Source organism: Lentzea sp. NPDC092896 (assembly GCF_044754905.1).
In the GTDB taxonomy this organism is placed as follows: domain Bacteria; phylum Actinomycetota; class Actinomycetes; order Mycobacteriales; family Pseudonocardiaceae; genus Lentzea.
Genome location: NZ_JBIVPX010000010.1, coordinates 245,741 through 263,394, shown reverse-complemented (window position 1 = coordinate 263,394; position 17,654 = coordinate 245,741). Strand labels below are relative to the sequence as shown.

Here is a 17,654-nt window from a genome sequence, read left to right as displayed (position 1 = left end):
TTGCCGTGAACATCGAGCTTGCCGAGTACGACTCCGCCTGGCCTGGTCTGTACGAACGGGAACGGGCGCGGATCCTGGTGGCGTTGCCGGGTGCCGAGTTGGAGCACGTGGGGTCGACGTCGGTGCCGGGGTTGTGCGCGAAGCCGGTGATCGACCTGATGCTGGTGGTGGACGACCCGCTGGACGAGGTGTCGTACGTGCCGGCGTTGGAGTCGGCCGGGTATCGGGTGACGGTGCGGGAGGACGACTGGCACGACCACCGGATCCTCAAGGGCCCGGACACGAACATCAACCTGCACGTGTTCCCGCGTGGGTGTGCGCAGGTGCGGCGGCATCTGCTGTTCCGCGACTGGCTGCGTGACACCGCCGAGGACCGCGAGTTGTACGCGTCGACCAAGCGTGCGCTGGCGTCGCGTGCCTGGGACCGGGTGCAGGACTACGCCGACGCGAAGAACGAGGTCGTGCTGGACATCCTCGAACGCGCATACCTGGCGCGGCCGGTGGAGCCGGGTGAGGTGGAGTTCGTGACGGAGACGCCGCCGCACAACGCCCCGGTGGTGCTGGAGGACTACAACCCGGACTGGCCGCGGTGGTACGCCGTCGAGGAGGCGAAGATCCGGGCGGCGCTGGGCGGGAAGGTCGTGCGGGTGGAGCACGTGGGGTCGACGTCGGTGCCGGGGCTGGCGGCGAAGCCGTTGATCGACATCATGCTGATCGTGCCGGACTCGGCCGATGAGGACGCCTACGTGCCGGCGTTGGTGGAGGCGGGCTACTACCTGCGGCTGCGCGAGCCCGTGTGGCACGGGCACCGGTTGCTCAAGGGTGTGGAGCCGAACGTGAACCTGCACGTCTACTCCCCCAGGTGCGAGGAGCTCGATCGGATGCTGGCCTTCCGCGACCGGCTGCGCGACCACCCGGAGGATCGGGAGGAGTACGAGCGCACGAAGCGGGAGCTGGCGGGGCGGACCTGGAAGCGGGTGCAGGACTACGCCGACGCGAAGACGCGGGTGGTGGAGCGGATCATTCTGCGGGCTCTGGGCTGAAGCGGCGCCGGTAGTCCGACGGGGTGAGGCCGGTTTCGCGGCGCATCAGGGCGCGGAGGTTGGCGGCGGTGCCCAGGCCGGTGCGGCGGGCGACGACGTCGAAGCGCCGCTCCCCCAGTTCGATCAGCCGGCAGGCCAGCGTGACGCGTTCGCCGGTCAGCCACGCCAGCGGTGTGGTGCCGAGTTGTGCCTGGAAGCGGCGGTGCAGCGTGGCGGGGCTGACCGCGGCGCGGGCGGCCAGCGTGAGGACGGTCAGCGGGGTGTCGAGGTGTTGCTGGGCCCAGGCGAGGACGGGGGCGAGTGACTCGTCGGGCAGGTCGGGTACCGGGCGTTCGACGAACTGGCGCTGGCCGCCGTCGCGGTGGGCGGCGAAGACGAGGCGGCGGCTGACGGAGTTGGCGATCTCGGCGCCGTGGTCGCGGCGGACGAGGTGCAGGCCGAGGTCGAGGGCGGCGGCGCTGCCGGCGGAGGTGAGGATGTCGCCGTCGTCGACGAACAGGACGTCGGGTTCGAGGTGCACGGCGGGGAACCGGGTGCGGAAGTCGTCGGCCCACTGCCAGTGGGCGGTGGCGCGGCGGCCGTCGAGGACTCCGGCTTCGGCGAGGGTGAAGGCGCCGCTGCAGAAGCCGACGAGGCGGGCGCCGCGGGTGTGGGCTCGGCGGATGGCGTCGAGGACCTCGGGGCGTCTGGGGACCTCGACGTTGGGGCGGTTGGGGACGATGAGGGTGTCGGCGTGCTCGGCGGCTTGGAGGCCGTGCACGCCGGTGAGGGTGAAGAAGCCGTCGCGCATCGCCGTGTGCGGCTGTGGTGAGCAGAGGCGGAAGTCGTAGAGGTGGCCGCCGATCTCGGGGCGGTGCAGGCCGAAGATCTCGGTGGCGCAGCCGAGTTCGAACGGGTTGGAGTTCTCGTCCACGATGACGACGACGCGGTGCGAGGATTCTTGCGGCATGTGCGATTCCTAGCACTCACGCCCAGGTGCCGCCACCGGCCAGGCTCGACGGCATGAACGAACCCATCGCCCTGGACCAGGCTCTGGCCTCCTTCGACGCCCTGTGGAGCCCTCGGATCGTCACCCGCGTCAACGACTACGACGTGCGCGTCGCGAAGGTCGAGGGTGAGCACGTGTGGCACGTCCACGACGACACCGACGAGTTCTTCCTCGTGCTGGACGGCGAACTGCACATCGGGCTGCGTGAGTCCGGTGGCGAGCGCACGGTCGTGCTCGGCAAGGGCGAGGTGTTCACCGTGCCGCGCGGGACGTTCCACAAGCCGGTGGCCCCGCACGGTGCGCGGATTCTGTTGTTCGAGCCCTCCGGGACGTTGACCGTGGGTGATCGGCACGAGGAGGTGCCGGCGTATGTCGACGTGACGACCGGGCACGAGCTGGGGTGAGGCTGGGAGGGGGCGTGGTCCCTCCCAGCCTCACTCAGAAGGTCAGCCCAGGCGGCAGGCCGACACGATGATCTCCTGGCCGAGCAGCGTGCGGACCCGGACGGCGTTCTGGATCAGCTGGCCGTTCGGTCCGGTCGCGGTCTCGTTGAGGTGCACGGTCGCGACACCGGGGATGCCGATGGTGGCGGGGCCGGTGCCGATGGGCTGGCCGTTGAGCGTGCCGACCTTCGACGAGCCGGTGACGCCGTTGGCGTCACTCACGCACTTGGCCTCGATGGCGTTGAGCGTGATCGCTCCTCCCAGCAGTGAGGCTCCCTCCACCCGTGCCGACGCGACGGTGCGGCCGGTGTTCGCGTCGAGGGCGCAGTCGGCGTGCAGTGCGTTCACCGAGGCCAGGCCCAGGACGTTGACCGAGGCGACGGTCTTGTCCTCGTTGGGCGGGCACTGGGCGTGTGGCGTCTTGGCGACGGTGATCAGGCCGGTCGCGTTGAGCGCCCACGCCTCACCGCGCAGGTAGACGACGACCTTCACGACGGCGGTGGCCGAGGCGCCGTCGTCGTCGGTCACCTTCACCAGGACGTTGTGCGCGCCGAGCGCGGTGAACGTGCGTGAGGCGGTGCAGGTGCCGCTACCGGCTCCCTGGGCGACGGTGCCGTTGACGACCGGGCTGCCGTCGTCGAAGTCGAGGGTGCAGGTGTGCTTGTCGTTGGTGGCGATGTCGGTGAACGGCGCGGAGAAGTTCACGGTGGTGCCACGGGTGACGAGCGTCTTGTCGGCGTTCAGGGCGACCTGCGGGGCGACGTTGGACAGCGTCAGCGTCGTGGACACCGCGACGGGCGGGTTGACGCCGTCGTTGCCGGTCAGCGTCAGCTGCCACACGCCGTCATCGGTGCACTTGACCGTCGTGGTCTGGGCGGCGGCGTTGCCGAACGAGCAGGTCGCGCCCGCGTCGACGCCGGACTGCGGGGCCGCGGTCCACGCCGTGGTCAGCGACGGGCCGTCCGGGTCGGTCACCAGTCCCGCGAGATCGACGTCGGTGCCTTCCTGACCGGCGTACGGGCCGCCGGGCTTGACCACGGGCGGGGCGTTGACCTTGACGGTGACGCACTCGGTCACGCCACCGGCTCCGCCGCCATCGGTGCCGCGGGCGGTGACGCACAGCTCGTGCGTGCCCGCGGTCAGCGCCGGGGTGTTGACCGTGTAGTCGACCGTCGCGGGCCCGTCCTGCGGCAGCCCCGGCGTGATCGAGGTGATCGGGAGGTCCGCGCCGCCGTCGACCTTCAGCGTCAGCTCGGTGAGCTTGGAGGCGATGACGCCGGGCACGACGTCGGGCAGCTGGGAGACGTCCGGGACCTCGGTGCAGGTGCCGCCGGTGGTCTCGGCGATCTTGCGCAACGAGTTCGCGGCGTTCGCCGCGCCGCAGGCGACGCCGTTGGACACGGCGAAGGTGAAGATCTTGATGCCGGCGTTCACCGCCTGCTGCAGCTGGGCGTCGACGGAACCGGAACCGGCACCGTCGGACAGGAAGATCATCAGCTTGCGCTGCTGCGGCGCGGCGGTGGCCGAGGCGAGACCGGCGGTCAGGCCCGCGGTGTAGTTGGTGCCGGAGGCGAAGCTGTGCGGGGTGAAGAGCTGCACGTTGCCGATGTGGGCGCTGCCCAGTGCTTCGGAGATGTCGGGGGTGCCGTTGCCGTTGGCGTCGGTGGCGGGCCCGGTGACCTTCTGGTCACCGGCCGCCGGGCCGACGTCGACGGTCGCGCTGTCCGAGCCGAACACGGCGGCGCCGACGCTGCCGACGACGGTGTTGGGGACCGCGGCCTTGGCGTTGAGGGACCGGGCGGCGGCGATCTCGCAGTCGAGGATCGTCGCGGGGTTGCCGTCGCCGTTCTGGTCGCCGCCGCAGCCCGCGGTCACGGTGCCGCCGGTGGAACCGGACACGTCGAGCACATAGGTCAGGGCGGTGTCGACGACCGCGGCGCCGGTGCCGATCGAGGCCTTGCCGGTCACCGTGACCGGGCCGGGTACGACCACGGCGTTGTTCGCCGGGCCGGTGATGGTCACCCCGATGGAGGTGCCGCCGGGCAGGTTGCCGGTGGCCGCGTGCGCAGGGATGGCGAGTGCCACGGTGGCCGCTAGCGCGGCGCCGACCGTGATGCTGGGTCTCATGGTTCTCCGCTCGTTGGTTCGTCCCCGACCGAACGGAAGGAGACCGCACGTGGCGGAGCTGATACGCCCGGTCACCGAAATGCATCGATAGTCGACCTATTCGGACCAAGGCCGGTTCCGGTCTCGTGGATCTTGTGACTCGGGAAGAATCAGCCTGGTGACGTTCGGGGTGCTCGGTCCGGTGCTGGTCGACGGCGTGGAGGTCGCGGCGCCACGGCAGCGCGCCCTGCTGGCGATGCTCGTGCTCGACGCTGGGCGGATCGTGGGGCACGACCAGCTGATCGGCGGCTTGTACGCCGAGCCGCCCGCCGGTGCGGCCAACGCGCTGCAGTCGCAGGTCTCGCGGCTGCGCCGGGTCGTGCCGGGGCTGGTGATCGAGCACCACCCGGCCGGCTACCGGCTCGTCGCCGAGCCGTCGGACGTGGATCACCTGCGGTGCGTCGAACTGCTCGAGTCCGGTCGGGCCGCCGACGCGCTGGCGTTGTGGCGCGGACCGGCGTTGGCCGATGTCGACGCGCCGTTCGTGCCGGGGGCGAGGCAGCGGCTGACCGAGGTGCTCATCCGCTGCGTCGTCTCCGGCGGGAGCAGCGAGCAGTTGCGTGACCTGGTGGCGGAGCATCCGTTGCGCGAGGACGTGCGGGCGGCGTTGATGCGGTCGCTGCACCGCGAAGGCCGCCAGACCGAGGCTTTGGACGTGTTCGCGCAGGGCCGGGCGCTGCTGGCCGACGAGCTCGGTGTCGATCCCTCCCCCACGCTCGCGGCCGCGCATCTGGAGGTGCTGCGGGCCCAGGCGCCGCACCGGGGCGTGCCCGCGCAGCTCACCAGCTTCGTCGGCCGCGCCGAGGACCTGCGGCGCGTGTCGAAGTGGCTGCGCGACAACCGGCTGGTCACGCTGATCGGCCCCGGCGGGACCGGTAAGACGCGGCTGGCCGTCGAGGTCGCGCACCGCGAACCGGGCGAGGTGGCGTTCGTCGACCTCAGCGCCACCACCGACGTCGCCCGCGCCCTGCTCGACGGCCTCGGGATCCGCGAGGCCGGACTGCTGACGGCCGGGCCGCTCAGCGTCGAGGACCGGCTGCGCGCCGCGCTGGCGACACGGGAGGTCGTGCTCGTGGTGGACAACTGCGAACACGTCATCGACGACGCCGCCCGCGTGCTCGGCGGCATCCTCACCGCCTGCCCGGACGTACGCGTGCTCGCGACCAGCCGCGAACCGCTCGGCATCACCGGCGAGACCCTCAGCCCCGTCACCGCGCTGGACGCCGAGGCCGCCACCCGCCTGTTCCTCGACCGAGCCCAGGCCGTCAAACCGGGCTTCCACGCCGATCCGGCCGTCATCGCCGAGGTGTGCCGGCGACTGGACGGGATCGCGCTCGCCATCGAACTCGCCGCCGCCCGCGTCCGGTCGCTGCCCCTGGACGAGATCGCGGCCCGGCTCGACGACCGGTTCCGGTTGCTGTCCAAGGGCAGCCGCACCGCCGCACCCCGCCACCGCACGCTGCACGCCGTCGTCGAGTGGAGCTGGGACCTGCTCACCGACGCCGAACGCGACCTCGCCGCCCGCTTCACCGTGTTCAGCGGCGGCGCGGGACTCGACACCGCCACCGCCGTCTGCCAGTCCGATGTGGACACTCTGACGTCGTTGGTGGACAAGTCACTCGTCGAGGCGGCCGACGACCGCTACCGCATGCTCGACACCATCCGCGCGTTCTGCGCCACCCACGCGCCCGACCTCCGACGCGAGCACGCGCGGTGGTTCCTCGACCGCGCCCAGCAGGCCGAACCGCACCTGCGCGCCCACGACCAGATCCGGTGGCTCGCCAGGCTCGCCGCCGACCACGACAACCTCGTCGCCGCCGTCACCTGGGCCACCGCCCACGACCACGAACTCGCCCTGGAACTCGTCGCCGCGCTCGCCACCTACTACTGGTTCCGCGGCCTGCGCACCGAAGCCGCCCAGCAGGCCGACGCTGTGCTGCACGCGTGCGGCGAAACCCCGCCACACGGCCGCGAGCAGGAGTACGCGCTGTGCCTGCTGATCGCGTGGCCGGTCGCGACCGGGGACCAGAGCGCCCGCATCCGCCAGGCCGACACGTTGATGGACAAGCTCGTCGACCCGCCGCGCTACCCGATCATGACCATGATGTGGGGCATGGCGCTCGGCGCGCCCGAGGACGACTCACAGGTGTGGCACCGCCGCCACCGGCTGCTCGGCCACGACCCGTGGAGCGCCGCTCTCGCGTTGGTCGGCGACGCACTCGTCGCGCGCATGGGCGGCGACCCGGCCACGGGCGCCGAGCTGCTGCACCAGGCCGCGGCGGCGTTCACCGAGGTCGGCGACCGGTGGGGCGCGGCGCTCGCGTTCAACCAGCTCGGCGAGATCGCACTGGATCAGGGCGACGCCGCGAACGCCCTGATCCACATCGAACGCGGCCGGGGCCTGCTCGACGAGCTCGGCGCCACCGAGGACACCGCCGAGGCCGTCATCGCCCGCGCCCAGGCCACCCTGATGACCGGCGACCTCGACGGAGCGCGCACCGACTTCCTGCTCGCGCTGACCCTGTCGCGGCGTGCCGGAGCATTGGTGGTGCAGGCGGGCGCCCACCTGGGGCTGGCCGAACTCGCCCGCGTCACCGGGGACTACGCGACCGCCTACCGGGAGTGCGACCAGGCGTGGGAACGGTGTCCCGGCGGCTGGTACGGGCCGGATGAGATGCGCTGCCACATCGCCGTGCAACGCGGCCGCGTCGCGAAGGCCGAAGGCGATCCCGGCAAGGCCCGCCGGCACTTCGAGGAGGCGCTGCGCCGGGCCGTCGGACAGCGCAACCTCGTAACCGAGACCGCCGTGCGCGCGGAACTCGCCGCCCTGGCCGTGCCCTGAGCCGCCGCCACCACAACCACGCCGGCAGCCTGCGGTGCTCGATGAACGTCCACAGGTCGTCCTCGGCCACCTCGTCGGGGTGCCGGCGCAGCACCTCCAGGCACTCCCGCGACACCACCCCGTGGATCCGGGCCACGTGCGCCAGCGCCGTCGCGCCCTGCCGGCGCACCTCGATGCGGTTGTGGTCCAACGCGCGAGCGACGCGGCGTAAGGCGACCAACGGGTCCGGATGCGACATCGCCAGGCCGATCACCGCGACACCGACCATGTCCTCGCCGCGGTCGAACGCCGCGTCGACCTCCTCGGGGCGGCCGATGCCCATCAGGGCGGTGTAGTCGTGCCAGTTCACGCCCTCACCGCGCATCGCCCGGTCCAGCAGGAACCGCTGCCGGCCGTCGGAGCGTTCACCGGTGCGTTCCCAGTCCGCGGCCAGGTAGCGCCACACCGCGGCGGTGTCGGCACGCGAGGTCGAGGCCAGGATCCGGCACAGCTCCCGCACGTGCCCGGGTTCGCTGGCCTGCGCAAGCTCACCCAGCACACCGGCCGGGCAGCCCAGGTCGTGCCACGCCAGCCTCGCCAGCGTCGGCACCTCGTCGACGCCCACCCAGCCATCTGCCCCGCCCCGCCCGATCTCGGCAGGCGTCAGCGAGGCCCGATACCGGGCGTGTTCGATCGGGATCACTCTCAGACCTGCGGCACCGCGCGCAGCAACGCACGCGTGTAGTCGTGAGACGGGGTGAGCAGGACTTCTTCGACCGAGCCTTGTTCCACGATTTTCCCCTGATGCATCACCGCGACCCGGTCGGCGATCTGCCACGCCAGCCCTAGGTCGTGCGTGATGATCAATGAAGCAAGGCCCAGTTCGCGGCGCAACCGGAGCAACAGCGCCACGATCTCCCCGCGCACCGAGGCGTCCAGCGACGCGACGGGCTCGTCGGCCACCAGCAACCGGGGCTCCAGCACCAGCGCGCCGGCGATCACCACCCGCTGCTGCTGCCCCCCGGACAGCTCGTGCGGAAGCGACTCCAGGTACAGGCTCGCCGGACGCAGCTCAGCCCGTTCCACAGCGGCCGTGACCAGGGATTCCTCATCGCCGGGAATGCCGTGCACCCGCAGTCCCTCCGCCACCGCGTCGACGACCCTGTGGCGCGGGTTGAGGGCGCTGGAAGGATCTTGAAGCACCAGTTGCACCTGGCGCCGGAAGGCCTTGAGCGCCTTGCCGCCGCGACCCACCTCGGCGCCGTCGAAGATCACCCGACCGGAGGACGGCTTTCGCAGCCCCATTATGGTACGAGCCAGTGTCGTTTTGCCTGATCCGGACTGCCCGACCAGCGCCACGATCTCGCCCCGCCCGATCGTCAGGTCCACCCCGTCGACCGCGCGCGTCCGGCCGTAGTCCACGACCAGATCCCGCACTTCGAGCAACGGCTCCGGTGTCGGCGCGGGCTCGGCCCAGCGGTGCGCCGGGTCGCCGATCACCGGGAACGCCGCCGTCAGCGCCGCCGTGTGCGGGTGCTGAGGGTTCGCGATCACCTCACGGGTGCGGCCGCGTTCGACCAGCTCGCCGCGATGCATCACCGCGAGGTCGTCGCACGTCTCGGCCAGCACCGACAGGTCGTGGCTGATCATCAGCAACCCGAGGTCCTGCTCGCGGACCAGCCGCGTCATCAACGCCAGCACCTGGGCCTGCACCACCACGTCGAGCGCCGTGGTCGGCTCGTCCGCGACGACCAGCCGCGGCCCGCACGCCAGCGCCATCGCGATCATCACCCGCTGCTTCTGCCCGCCCGAGAGCTCGTGCGGATACGCCCGCGCCTTGTCCCGGGGCAGTTCGACCTGCTCCAGCAGATCGAGCGCGCTGCCGTCCACCCCGTGCAGCCGCATGGGTTCGGCGATCTGGTCCCCGACGCGCTGCACGGGGTTGAGCGAGTGCATCGCGCCCTGGAACACGATCGACGCCGCCGCCCACCGCACCGCCCGCAACCGGCCCCACGACATCGTCGCCACGTCGTCGCCGTCGAGCAGGACCTCGCCGGTCACGGTCGCGGACTTGGGCAGCAGCCGCAGCACCGACATCGCCACCGTCGACTTGCCCGAACCCGACTCACCGGCCAAACCCAGCGTCTGACCGGGCGCCAGGGCGAGGTTCACGTCGTTGACGACGCATTTCGGTCCGTAGTGGACGGTGAGGTTCTTCAACTCCAGCAACGGGTTCACCTCTTCGGCGTCACGACGGCTTCGAGGGCGCGCCCGACGAGCGTGAACGCCAGCACCACCGCCACGATCGCGAGACCGGGCGGCAGCAGGAACCACCACGCCCGCTGCGGCACCGCCCCGTGCAGCTGTGCCTGGTGCAGCATCGCGCCCCACGAGATCCGCGTCGGGTCACCCAGCCCCAGAAACGCCAGCGTCGACTCCGCCACGATCGCCGACGCCACCGCCAGCGTCGCGTTGACCAGCACCAACGGCACCACCGACGGCAACACGTGCCGTCCGATCACGTGCGTGTGGCCGCCACCGAGCGCCCGTGCGCGTTCCACGAACGGACGGGCCTCGATCGTCAGCGTCTGTGCCCGCACCATCCGTGCCGTCGCAGGCCAGCTCGTCAGCCCGATCGCCAGGATGATCGTGCCGATACCGCGCGGCAGCACCGTCGACAACGCGATCGCCAGCACCAGCGCCGGCAGCACCAGGAAGAAGTCCGTCACCCGCAGCAACGCCCCCGCCAGCAGACCGCCGAAGTGACCGCTCAGGATGCCGGCGAGCGTGCCGATGCCCACGGCGAGCACCGCCGCCGTCAGCCCGACGAACAACGACGTCCCCGTGCCCTGCGCCATCAGCAACGCCACCGAGCGTCCGGTGTGGTCGGTGCCCAGCCAGTGCCCCGAGCCCGGCGGCCGCCACGCGCCGTCGGTCACGCGCGTGACGTCGAGGGCGTCGGCGGGGATCAGCAGCGGCGCGAGCAGGGCGACCAGCGCGGCCACGGCCAGCACCGCCGCACCGGCCACCCCGGCGCGCTGCGCCAGGAACCCGTCCATCCTGCTCATACGACCTTCACCCGTGGATCCAGGACCCCGTGCAGCAGGTCCGCGAGCAGGTTCATCACCACGACCGCGCTCGCCGTCACCACCAGCAACCCCTGCAGCAGCAGGTAGTCCGGCCCGGTCAGCGCGTCGTAGAACAACAAGCCCAGGCCGGGCCAGGAGAACACCGTCTCCGTCGTGATCGCCCCGGCCACCGCCAGCCCGAACCGCAGGAACACCAGCGTGATCGCCGGCAGCACCGCGTTCGGCACGGCGTGACGGCGCCGCACCAGGTCGTCGCGCAGTCCCTTCGCACGCGCCGTCGTCAGGTAGGGGGCGTGCATCTCCTCCAGCAAGGACGACCGCATGACCAGCATGTACTCCGCGCACACCACCGCGACGAGCGTGATCGACGGCAGCACCAGGTGGTGGCCGACGTCGAGGGCCTGCGACACGAAGTCCGGCGCCGTGTCGGTGTCGCGCATGCCCCGCGACGGGAACAGGTCCCCGGTCACCATCATCAGCAGCATGCCGAGCCAGAACGTCGGCACCGCCCACAACGTCAGCGACACCCCCGTCGTGACCCGGTCGAAGGCCGAGTCACGACGCCACGCCGCCCGCACCCCGAGCCACAGCCCCAGACCGACCGCGATCAGCGTCGCCGTGCCGACCAGCAGCAACGTCGGCCCGAGGCGTTCGAGGATCACGTCGGAGACCGGCCGGCGGAACGTGAACGACGTGCCCAGGTCACCGTGCAGCAGCGAGGTGAGGTAGTTCCAGAACTGCTCGTGCAGCGGACGGTCCAGGCCGAACTGCGCACGCAGCTCGGCCTGCATCGCCGCCGTGGTCGGACGGCCGCGCGTCATCGAGACCACGGGGTCGCCGGGCACCACCCGGAACAGGAAGAACCCCAGCACCGCCACCATCACCAGGCTGAGCGCCGCACCACCGAACCGACCGGCCAGACGCACCTACTCGCGCTCCCCTGCCGTGGCGTTGCGCCGCCGGGCCATCACGACCACCGCCAGCGCCAGCGCGGCGATCACCGCACCCCCCAGCGCCAGCCCCGCCCACCGGCTGCCCTGCGCCTGCACGGCCCGGCCGGCCGGTTCGGCGCCGTAGTAGCCCCACATGCCGTTCTGGGCCATGATCACGCCGCCCTGCGCGGGCTGCGTCAGGAACTTCGCGAAGTGATCGGAGCGGTAGCCCTCCAGCGCGTTCTCGTACGACAGCACCACCGCGGGCACCTGGTCGTAGAAACGGGCCTGCATCTGCTTCACGATCTCCACGCGCTTGCCCTCGTCGAACTCCGAGAGCTGCTGGGCGTAGAGCTTGTCGTAGGTCTCGTCGCAGAAGTACGCGTCGGTCGTGCCGCCCTTGCCGTCCGCGCCCGGCCGCTGCGCGCAGGTGTGCAGGCTCAGGATGAAGTCCGGGTCGATGTTCGTCGCCCAGCCGGAGAACGCCAGGTCGTAGGTGGCGGCGGTGGTGGCCTCGTTGAGCTGGTTGTCCGACACCAGCCGCACGTCCAGCGGGATGCCGATGTCGCTCATCGACCGCTTGAGGTACTCCGACGCCTGCTCGTCATAGGCACGCCCGGCCCGTCCGACGAGCCGCAGCGGGAAGCGGGTGCCGTCGGCCCCGCGCGGGAAACCGGCGGCGTCGAGTGCCGCGTTCGCCGCGGCCGGATCGAACTTGCGCTGCTCCTGTGCACCCGGCTGCCAGTGCCACTTGCCGAACACCGGCGGCACCAGGCCCGAGCCCTTCTCCGCGTAACCGAGGTTCACCCGCGACACGAGCGCGTCGAGATCCACGGCCTGCGCGATCGCCCGCCGTACCCGCACGTCCTTGAGCGCCGGGTTGCCGTCCCCGATCGGCTCGCCGGTGCGGGTCTGCGCGCCGGGGTTGATCATCAGCTCGGTGAAGCGGCGGCCCTGCGCCTTGTTGCGGGTCACCCCGGCCTTGCCGTCGAGCGAGTCGAACTGGGCCGGCGCCATCCGGTTGACCAGGTCGACCTCGCCCTTGCCCAGCGCCTGCACCGCGGCGTCGGAGTTCTGGAAGTACACGAAGTGCAGCTCGTCGAACTTCGCCGCACCCCGCCAGTAGTTCTTGTTGGCCTTGAGCTTGATGAACTGCCCCGCCACGTGCTCGGTCAGCACGAACGGGCCCGAGCCCACGACCGGCATCTGGTCGTTGGCGTGGTCCTTGATGCTCGAGACCTTCTCCCACACGTGCTTCGGCACGATCGGGACGTCCAGCGCCAGCATCGTCACCTGCGGCGTCTTCGTCCGGATGACGACCGTGCGGTCGTCGGTCGCGGTGACGTCCTGGAAATTCGCGACGAAGCTGCCGTTCGCGGTCCTGGCGACCGAGTCGGTCAGCATCAGGTTGTAGGTGAACGCGACGTCGCGCGCGGTGATCGGCTCGCCGTCGGACCACTTCTTGCCCTCGGGGACCGTGAAGGTCCAGGTGAGCTTGTCGGGCGAGGGCTCCCATCTGTTCGCCAGGCCCTCGGTCACCGTCTGGTCGGCCGCCGTGTACGCGGTCAGGTAGTCGTACATCAACCGGCCGATCTCCGTGCTCGACTGGAACACCGCGAGGAACGGGTTCATCGAGTCGATCTGCTGCACGATCGCGACCTTCAAGATCACTGGTGCCTGCGCCGTCGCAGGAGGTGCCGAGAGCCCCACAGTCGTTGCTATGGCAAGCAACGCGCACAACTTCACCCGCACGAAAACCCCTCTTCCCCAGCAGCCCACCGCTAACTTACCGAGATGTGCGGATCATGATCTCGGCGGACATGGAAGGCGCCACCGGAGTCACCTGGACCGGGGACGTCCTCCCCGGCACCGAGCAGTGGCAACGGTTCCGGCGCCTGTCCACGGCAGACGTCAACGCCTGCGTCAGCGGCCTGGTCGCGGGCGGAGCGGAGCAGGTCATCGTCAACGAGGCCCATTCCTCGCAACGCAACCTCCTGCTCGAAGAACTCCACGACTCGGCGCGGATGCTCACCGGCCGGCACAAGCCGCTGTCGATGATGCAAGGTATCGACTCCGATGTGGACGGAGTGGTCTTTCTCGGCTACCACACGGGTGCGGGCTCCCGCGGCGTGCTCGCCCACACCTACATGGAGAACTCCATCACCGGCGTGTGGCTCGACGGCGTCCTCGCCTCCGAAGGGCGCCTCAACGCCGCGCTGGCCGCCGAGTACGGCGTTCCCGTGCTGCTCGTGACCGGTGACGACCTGACCTGTGAAGACGCCGCGTCCTACGCGGCGCCGGCGTGGACGGTGGCGGTCAAGGAGTGCGTGTCGCGCTATGCGGCCGTGTGCCTGCCACCGGCGGTGACTTCTTCACAGATCACAGAAGCCGCCACCGCCGCGATGGCCTTGGCCGGGCGTTCGGACGCTGTCGTGGAGCCGCATCGCATCGAGGTCGAGTTCGACGCCTCGCACCTGGCCGAAGCCGCCGCCGTCGTGCCGACCGTGGACCTGATCGGGGTGCGGCGCGTCGGGTTCGACGCGGTCTCCATGACCGAGGCGATGAAGGCGTTCAAGGTCGTCACCCACATCGCCGGGGCGGCGATCGAGGACGTCTACGGCTGAGTCACAGGCCGGCGAGCCGCAGCGGGTCAGCGGAGTCGTTGAACAACGCGGTCAACGCCTCCTCGGGCAGCACCGGGTTGAGCGCGAGGTCCTCCAGGGCCGTCTGCAGGTGCGCCGGTGTGCCCCAGCGCGATCGGCACAGGCCCGTCACAATTCCACACCCCGGCGGCGGATACGGTGGCGCTCATGACGCTGGACGTGGCGCAGCTGTGCGCACAGCTGATCCGGTTCGACACCACCAACCGCGGTGGCGGTGACAGTGCCGGTGAGCGGGAGGCCGCCGAGCACGTCGCGGCGATCCTGCAGGACAACGGCGTGCAGCCGACGCTGCTCGAACCGGCCCCGCGGCGCACCAACGTCCTCGCGCGCGTGCACGGCACCGACCCGTCGCTGCCCGCCGTGCTGGTCCAGTCGCACCTCGACGTCGTGCCGGCCGATCCCGCCGAATGGAGCTTCGACCCGTTCGCCGGAGACGTCCGCGACGGGTTCGTGCACGGCCGGGGCGCGGTGGACATGAAGGACATGGCCGCCATGACGCTGGCCGTGCTCAACCGCTGGCACGAAGAGGGCCGCCGTCCACGCCGTGACGTGGTGCTGGCGTTCGTGGCCGACGAGGAGGACCAGGGCGCCTACGGGGCGCATTGGCTCGTGGAGCACCACGCCGCCCATTTCGCGGGGGTGCAGGCGGCGATCAGCGAGTCCGGCGCGTTCTCCTACGACGTCGACGGCGTGCGGCTGTACCCGATCGGCACCGCCGAGCGCGGCACGTCGCACATGAAGCTCACCGCCACCGGCCGCGCCGGGCACGGGTCGCGGCGCAACGACCAGAACGCGGTGACCGCGCTGGTCACGTCACTGGCGCGGATCGCGGCGTTCGAACACCCCGTGCGGCTCACGCCGACCGTCGAGGCGTTCCTCGTGGGCGCGGGCAAGGCACTGGGGGTGGAGGTCGACCTGGACGACGTCGACGGCACGCTGACCCGCCTCGGGCCCGCCGCGAAACTGGCCGAGAACACCGTGCGCTGCTCGGCCACCCCGACGATGCTGCAGGCCGGGTACAAGGTCAACGTCATCCCCGGCACCGCCACCGCACAGCTCGACGTCCGCACGCTGCCCGGCACCGTCGACGAACTCGCCGCCACCATCGACTCGCTGCTCTCGCCCGGCGTGACCCGCGAGGTCCTCGAGCACCAGCCGCCCGTCGAGGCACCCGTCGACACGGCGTGGTTCGCCGCCATGGCCGACGCCCTGCGCGACGAGGACCCCGCCGCGGCCGTCGTGCCGTACTGCCTGGGCGGCGGCACCGACGCCAAGGCGTTCAGCCAGCTCGGCATCCACTGCTACGGCTTCTCGCCGCTGCAACTGCCCGTGGGCTTCGACTACCGCGCGATGGCGCACGGCGTCGACGAACGCGTGCCCGTCGCCGGCCTGGAGTTCGGGGTGCGCGTCCTAGACCGGTTCCTGTCGAGCTGACCGCCGCTCGATGAGCTCCTGCACCGCGCTGGGCAGCGTCGTCTCGAAGTCGATCAGCTTCGCCCACGTCGGCGTCACCACGATCCGCACCATGCCGTCGTAGAGCGAGCGCACCTCGCGCTCCCACTCCACCCGCTGCTCCGGCGACATGTCGTAGCTGCCGTTCATCTGCAGGTACTCCTCCGGGATGCCCGCGACCTCGTCCAGCTCGACCGTGCCGCGGATCAGCAGGATCTTCGGCGGGTGCACCTCGGTGTCGATCGTCAGCGCCACGGTCGGGTTCGCCCGCAGCGCGTGCAGCTTCGGCGCGTTCGTCGAGGTGCACAGCACGATGTGCTCGCCGTTCCAGGTGTGCGCGATCGGAACCACGCGCGGCGTGCCGTCCTTGGCCACGTACGCCATCCGCAGCATGTCGCGGTGCAGCAGCTCCTTGCTGTACGGCCGGTTCAGAACCTCGGTGATCTCGCTCTGCGTCATCGTCGTCATGCCCAGGGGACGGAGCCGTGACGACGTTCTCGACATCCCCGCCCAAGATTTTTTCTACCGGGGTGGCAGCGGCAGCTCCACCGCGGGCAGACCGTCGATGCTCGCGATGTTGTAGGGCTTCTTGTTCGTGTACTCGCGGAACTCCTCGTCGCTCTTGCGGGCGAAGTAGTCCGCGTGCAGGTCCCGCTCCGAGCGGTAGTCCATGAACGGCACCGCGAACCCGCAGGTGTCGCTGACCAGCTCGGCGGTCACCACGATCACCGCCCGCAGCGCCGGCCCGTCCGCCTCCCCGAACCCCGCCACCAGCTCGGCGAAACGCGGGTCGTCGCGGAACACCGGCTCACCGCGGCCGTGCACGCGCACGATGTTCGGCGGCCCCTCGAACGCACACCACATCAACGTGATGCGCCCGTTCTCCCGCAGATGCGCGATAGTCTCGGCGTGACTGCCGCCGAAGTCGAGGTAGGCCACGGTGCGGTCGTCCAGGATCCGCAGCGTGCCCTGCCGGCCCTTGGGCGAGAGGTTGACGTGCCCGTCACCCGCCAGCGGAGCACTCGCCACGAAGAACACCTTCTGGTTCTCGATGAACTCCTGCAGCCGCGGCTCGATCCGCTCGTATTCCTTACCCATGCGAAGCAGTATCGATCGCCTCGCGGAACCTGTCAGCCACCTTTCCCAGGTGGTGAACGAGCTCCGGCGGCCCGTCGACGGAGAACCCGCACCCCAGCATGCCCAGGTACACCGCCAGCATCTCCACCGTGTCCGCGCCCGCCGTCAACCGGCACGACGACTCGCCCGTCGCCTCCACCAGCGCCGCCGGGACCTTCGCCGCCACCTCCGCGGCCGGCGCGTGGACCGTCACCGTCGCCCGGAACCGCCACGCCGCCGTCGCCAGCCCCTTCGCCAGATGCGCCTCCAGATCCGGCAGGGCACGCGGGGTGAACCTCGGGCCGGTCGGCACGCGCGGACGCACCCGGTCGGCCCGGAACGTGCGCCAGTCCTGCCTGCCGACGTCCCACCCGACCAGGTACCAGCGGCCCCGGATGTGCACGAGCCGGTACGGCTCCACCTCGCGGCGGTCCTGCTCGCCGTCGAACTTCACGTAGTCGAACCGCAGCCGCTCCCGGGCCCGGCAGGCGTTGACGATCTGCACCGTCACCTCGGCGTCGAGCTCCGAGGCCGTGCCGACCGTGTACTCCTGCAACGAGCTGACCCGATGCCGCAGCCTGCTCGGCAGCACCTGCTCGAGCTTGCGCAGCGCCCGGTCCGCTGTCTCGGAGTCCTGCGTGCTCAGACTCAGCGCGACCGCCACCGCCTCGTCGTCATCGAGCAGCAACGGCGGCAGCTTCGCCCCCGCGCCCAGCCGGTACCCGCCGGCCACACCGGACGTCGCGTGCACCGGATAGCCCAGGTTGCGCAGCCGCTCCACGTCGTTGCGCACGGTCCGCGTCGTCACCTCGAGCCGTCGCGCCAGCTCCGGACCGGTCCAGTCGCGGGCGGCCTGCAACAACGACAGCAGCTTCAGCAACCGCGCCGACGTCTCCAGCATGCGCACCATCCTCGCCGCGATCGAGGAACGAACCGTTCCG

General features: G+C 71.0%; 15 protein-coding genes. 5 read left to right on the top strand and 10 right to left on the bottom strand.

Annotated features, from left to right (window positions below; all coding sequences use genetic code 11):
* Nucleotides 1-5: 5 nt before the first annotated feature.
* Nucleotides 6-1,043 (top strand): GrpB family protein, encoded by a 1,038-nt coding sequence (locus ACIQF0_RS38245; RefSeq protein WP_401038194.1) that lies wholly within the window; start codon nucleotides 6-8, stop codon nucleotides 1,041-1,043.
* Here ACIQF0_RS38245 and ACIQF0_RS38240 read toward each other — a convergent pair.
* The gene (locus tag ACIQF0_RS38240) at nucleotides 1,021-1,992 is read right to left on the bottom strand and encodes a GlxA family transcriptional regulator (protein ID WP_401038191.1); all 972 of its coding nucleotides are present in this window, start codon (nucleotides 1,990-1,992) and stop codon (nucleotides 1,021-1,023) included. The two genes, ACIQF0_RS38245 and ACIQF0_RS38240, sit on opposite strands and share 23 nt — an antisense overlap.
* A gap of 53 nt (nucleotides 1,993-2,045) precedes the next feature.
* Here ACIQF0_RS38240 and ACIQF0_RS38235 point away from each other — a divergent pair, with 53 nt between their 5' ends.
* On the top strand, nucleotides 2,046-2,435 hold the full coding sequence (locus ACIQF0_RS38235) for a cupin domain-containing protein (RefSeq protein ID WP_401038188.1): 390 nt from the start codon (nucleotides 2,046-2,048) through the stop codon (nucleotides 2,433-2,435).
* A 42-nt stretch (nucleotides 2,436-2,477) separates the two neighbouring features.
* Here ACIQF0_RS38235 and ACIQF0_RS38230 read toward each other — a convergent pair whose 3' ends face one another.
* A complete protein-coding gene (locus ACIQF0_RS38230; RefSeq protein ID WP_401038186.1) occupies nucleotides 2,478-4,601 on the bottom strand; it encodes a choice-of-anchor P family protein in 2,124 nt (707 codons plus the stop codon).
* Between the two features lie 157 nt (nucleotides 4,602-4,758).
* Between ACIQF0_RS38230 and ACIQF0_RS38225 the strand changes: the two genes are divergently transcribed.
* Nucleotides 4,759-7,482: a BTAD domain-containing putative transcriptional regulator gene (locus ACIQF0_RS38225; protein WP_401038183.1), complete on the top strand. Its 2,724-nt coding sequence runs from the start codon at nucleotides 4,759-4,761 to the stop codon at nucleotides 7,480-7,482.
* Between the two features lie 684 nt (nucleotides 7,483-8,166).
* Here ACIQF0_RS38225 and ACIQF0_RS38220 read toward each other — a convergent pair.
* Genes ACIQF0_RS38220 through ACIQF0_RS38205 form a run of 4 tightly spaced genes read right to left on the bottom strand, consistent with a single transcriptional unit; the run spans nucleotide 8,167 to nucleotide 13,153 of the window.
* Nucleotides 8,167-9,699: an ATP-binding cassette domain-containing protein gene (locus tag ACIQF0_RS38220; RefSeq protein ID WP_401038180.1), complete on the bottom strand. Its 1,533-nt coding sequence runs from the start codon at nucleotides 9,697-9,699 to the stop codon at nucleotides 8,167-8,169.
* Entirely contained in the window at nucleotides 9,696-10,529 is an 834-nt protein-coding gene (locus ACIQF0_RS38215) for an ABC transporter permease (protein ID WP_401038177.1), read from the bottom strand. Before ACIQF0_RS38215 ends, ACIQF0_RS38220 begins: the two co-directional genes overlap by 4 nt.
* A complete protein-coding gene (locus ACIQF0_RS38210) occupies nucleotides 10,526-11,431 on the bottom strand; it encodes an ABC transporter permease (RefSeq protein WP_401038575.1) in 906 nt (301 codons plus the stop codon). The genes ACIQF0_RS38215 and ACIQF0_RS38210 overlap by 4 nt, the downstream gene beginning before the upstream one ends.
* A 45-nt stretch (nucleotides 11,432-11,476) precedes the next feature.
* A complete protein-coding gene (locus tag ACIQF0_RS38205) occupies nucleotides 11,477-13,153 on the bottom strand; it encodes an ABC transporter substrate-binding protein (RefSeq protein WP_401038175.1) in 1,677 nt (558 codons plus the stop codon).
* A 125-nt stretch (nucleotides 13,154-13,278) separates the two neighbouring features.
* On the opposite strand from ACIQF0_RS38205, the gene ACIQF0_RS38200 reads away from it, so the two are divergent.
* Nucleotides 13,279-14,106 carry a M55 family metallopeptidase gene (locus ACIQF0_RS38200; RefSeq protein ID WP_401038172.1) on the top strand — a complete coding sequence of 276 codons (828 nt, stop codon included), beginning with the start codon at nucleotides 13,279-13,281 and terminating at the stop codon, nucleotides 14,104-14,106.
* Nucleotide 14,107: 1 nt separating this feature from the next.
* Here the strand turns inward: ACIQF0_RS38200 and ACIQF0_RS38195 are convergent, their stop codons facing one another.
* Entirely contained in the window at nucleotides 14,108-14,257 is a 150-nt protein-coding gene (locus tag ACIQF0_RS38195; protein WP_401038169.1) for a hypothetical protein, read from the bottom strand.
* A 35-nt stretch (nucleotides 14,258-14,292) separates the two neighbouring features.
* Here ACIQF0_RS38195 and ACIQF0_RS38190 point away from each other — a divergent pair, with 35 nt between their 5' ends.
* A complete protein-coding gene (locus ACIQF0_RS38190) occupies nucleotides 14,293-15,579 on the top strand; it encodes a M20/M25/M40 family metallo-hydrolase (RefSeq protein WP_401038166.1) in 1,287 nt (428 codons plus the stop codon).
* On the opposite strand, the gene ACIQF0_RS38185 is transcribed toward ACIQF0_RS38190, so the two are convergent.
* From ACIQF0_RS38185 to ACIQF0_RS38175, 3 genes are all read right to left on the bottom strand, one after another.
* Nucleotides 15,556-16,056, bottom strand: coding sequence for a pyridoxamine 5'-phosphate oxidase family protein (locus ACIQF0_RS38185; RefSeq protein WP_401038573.1), 501 nt, complete (start codon nucleotides 16,054-16,056; stop codon nucleotides 15,556-15,558). The two genes, ACIQF0_RS38190 and ACIQF0_RS38185, sit on opposite strands and share 24 nt — an antisense overlap.
* 63 nt (nucleotides 16,057-16,119) lie before the next feature.
* Nucleotides 16,120-16,695, bottom strand: a complete 576-nt coding sequence (locus tag ACIQF0_RS38180; RefSeq protein ID WP_401038163.1) for a pyridoxamine 5'-phosphate oxidase family protein — start codon at nucleotides 16,693-16,695, stop codon at nucleotides 16,120-16,122.
* Nucleotides 16,688-17,614, bottom strand: coding sequence for a helix-turn-helix transcriptional regulator (locus ACIQF0_RS38175; RefSeq protein WP_401038162.1), 927 nt, complete (start codon nucleotides 17,612-17,614; stop codon nucleotides 16,688-16,690). The genes ACIQF0_RS38180 and ACIQF0_RS38175 overlap by 8 nt, the downstream gene beginning before the upstream one ends.
* Nucleotides 17,615-17,654: the final 40 nt, after the last annotated feature.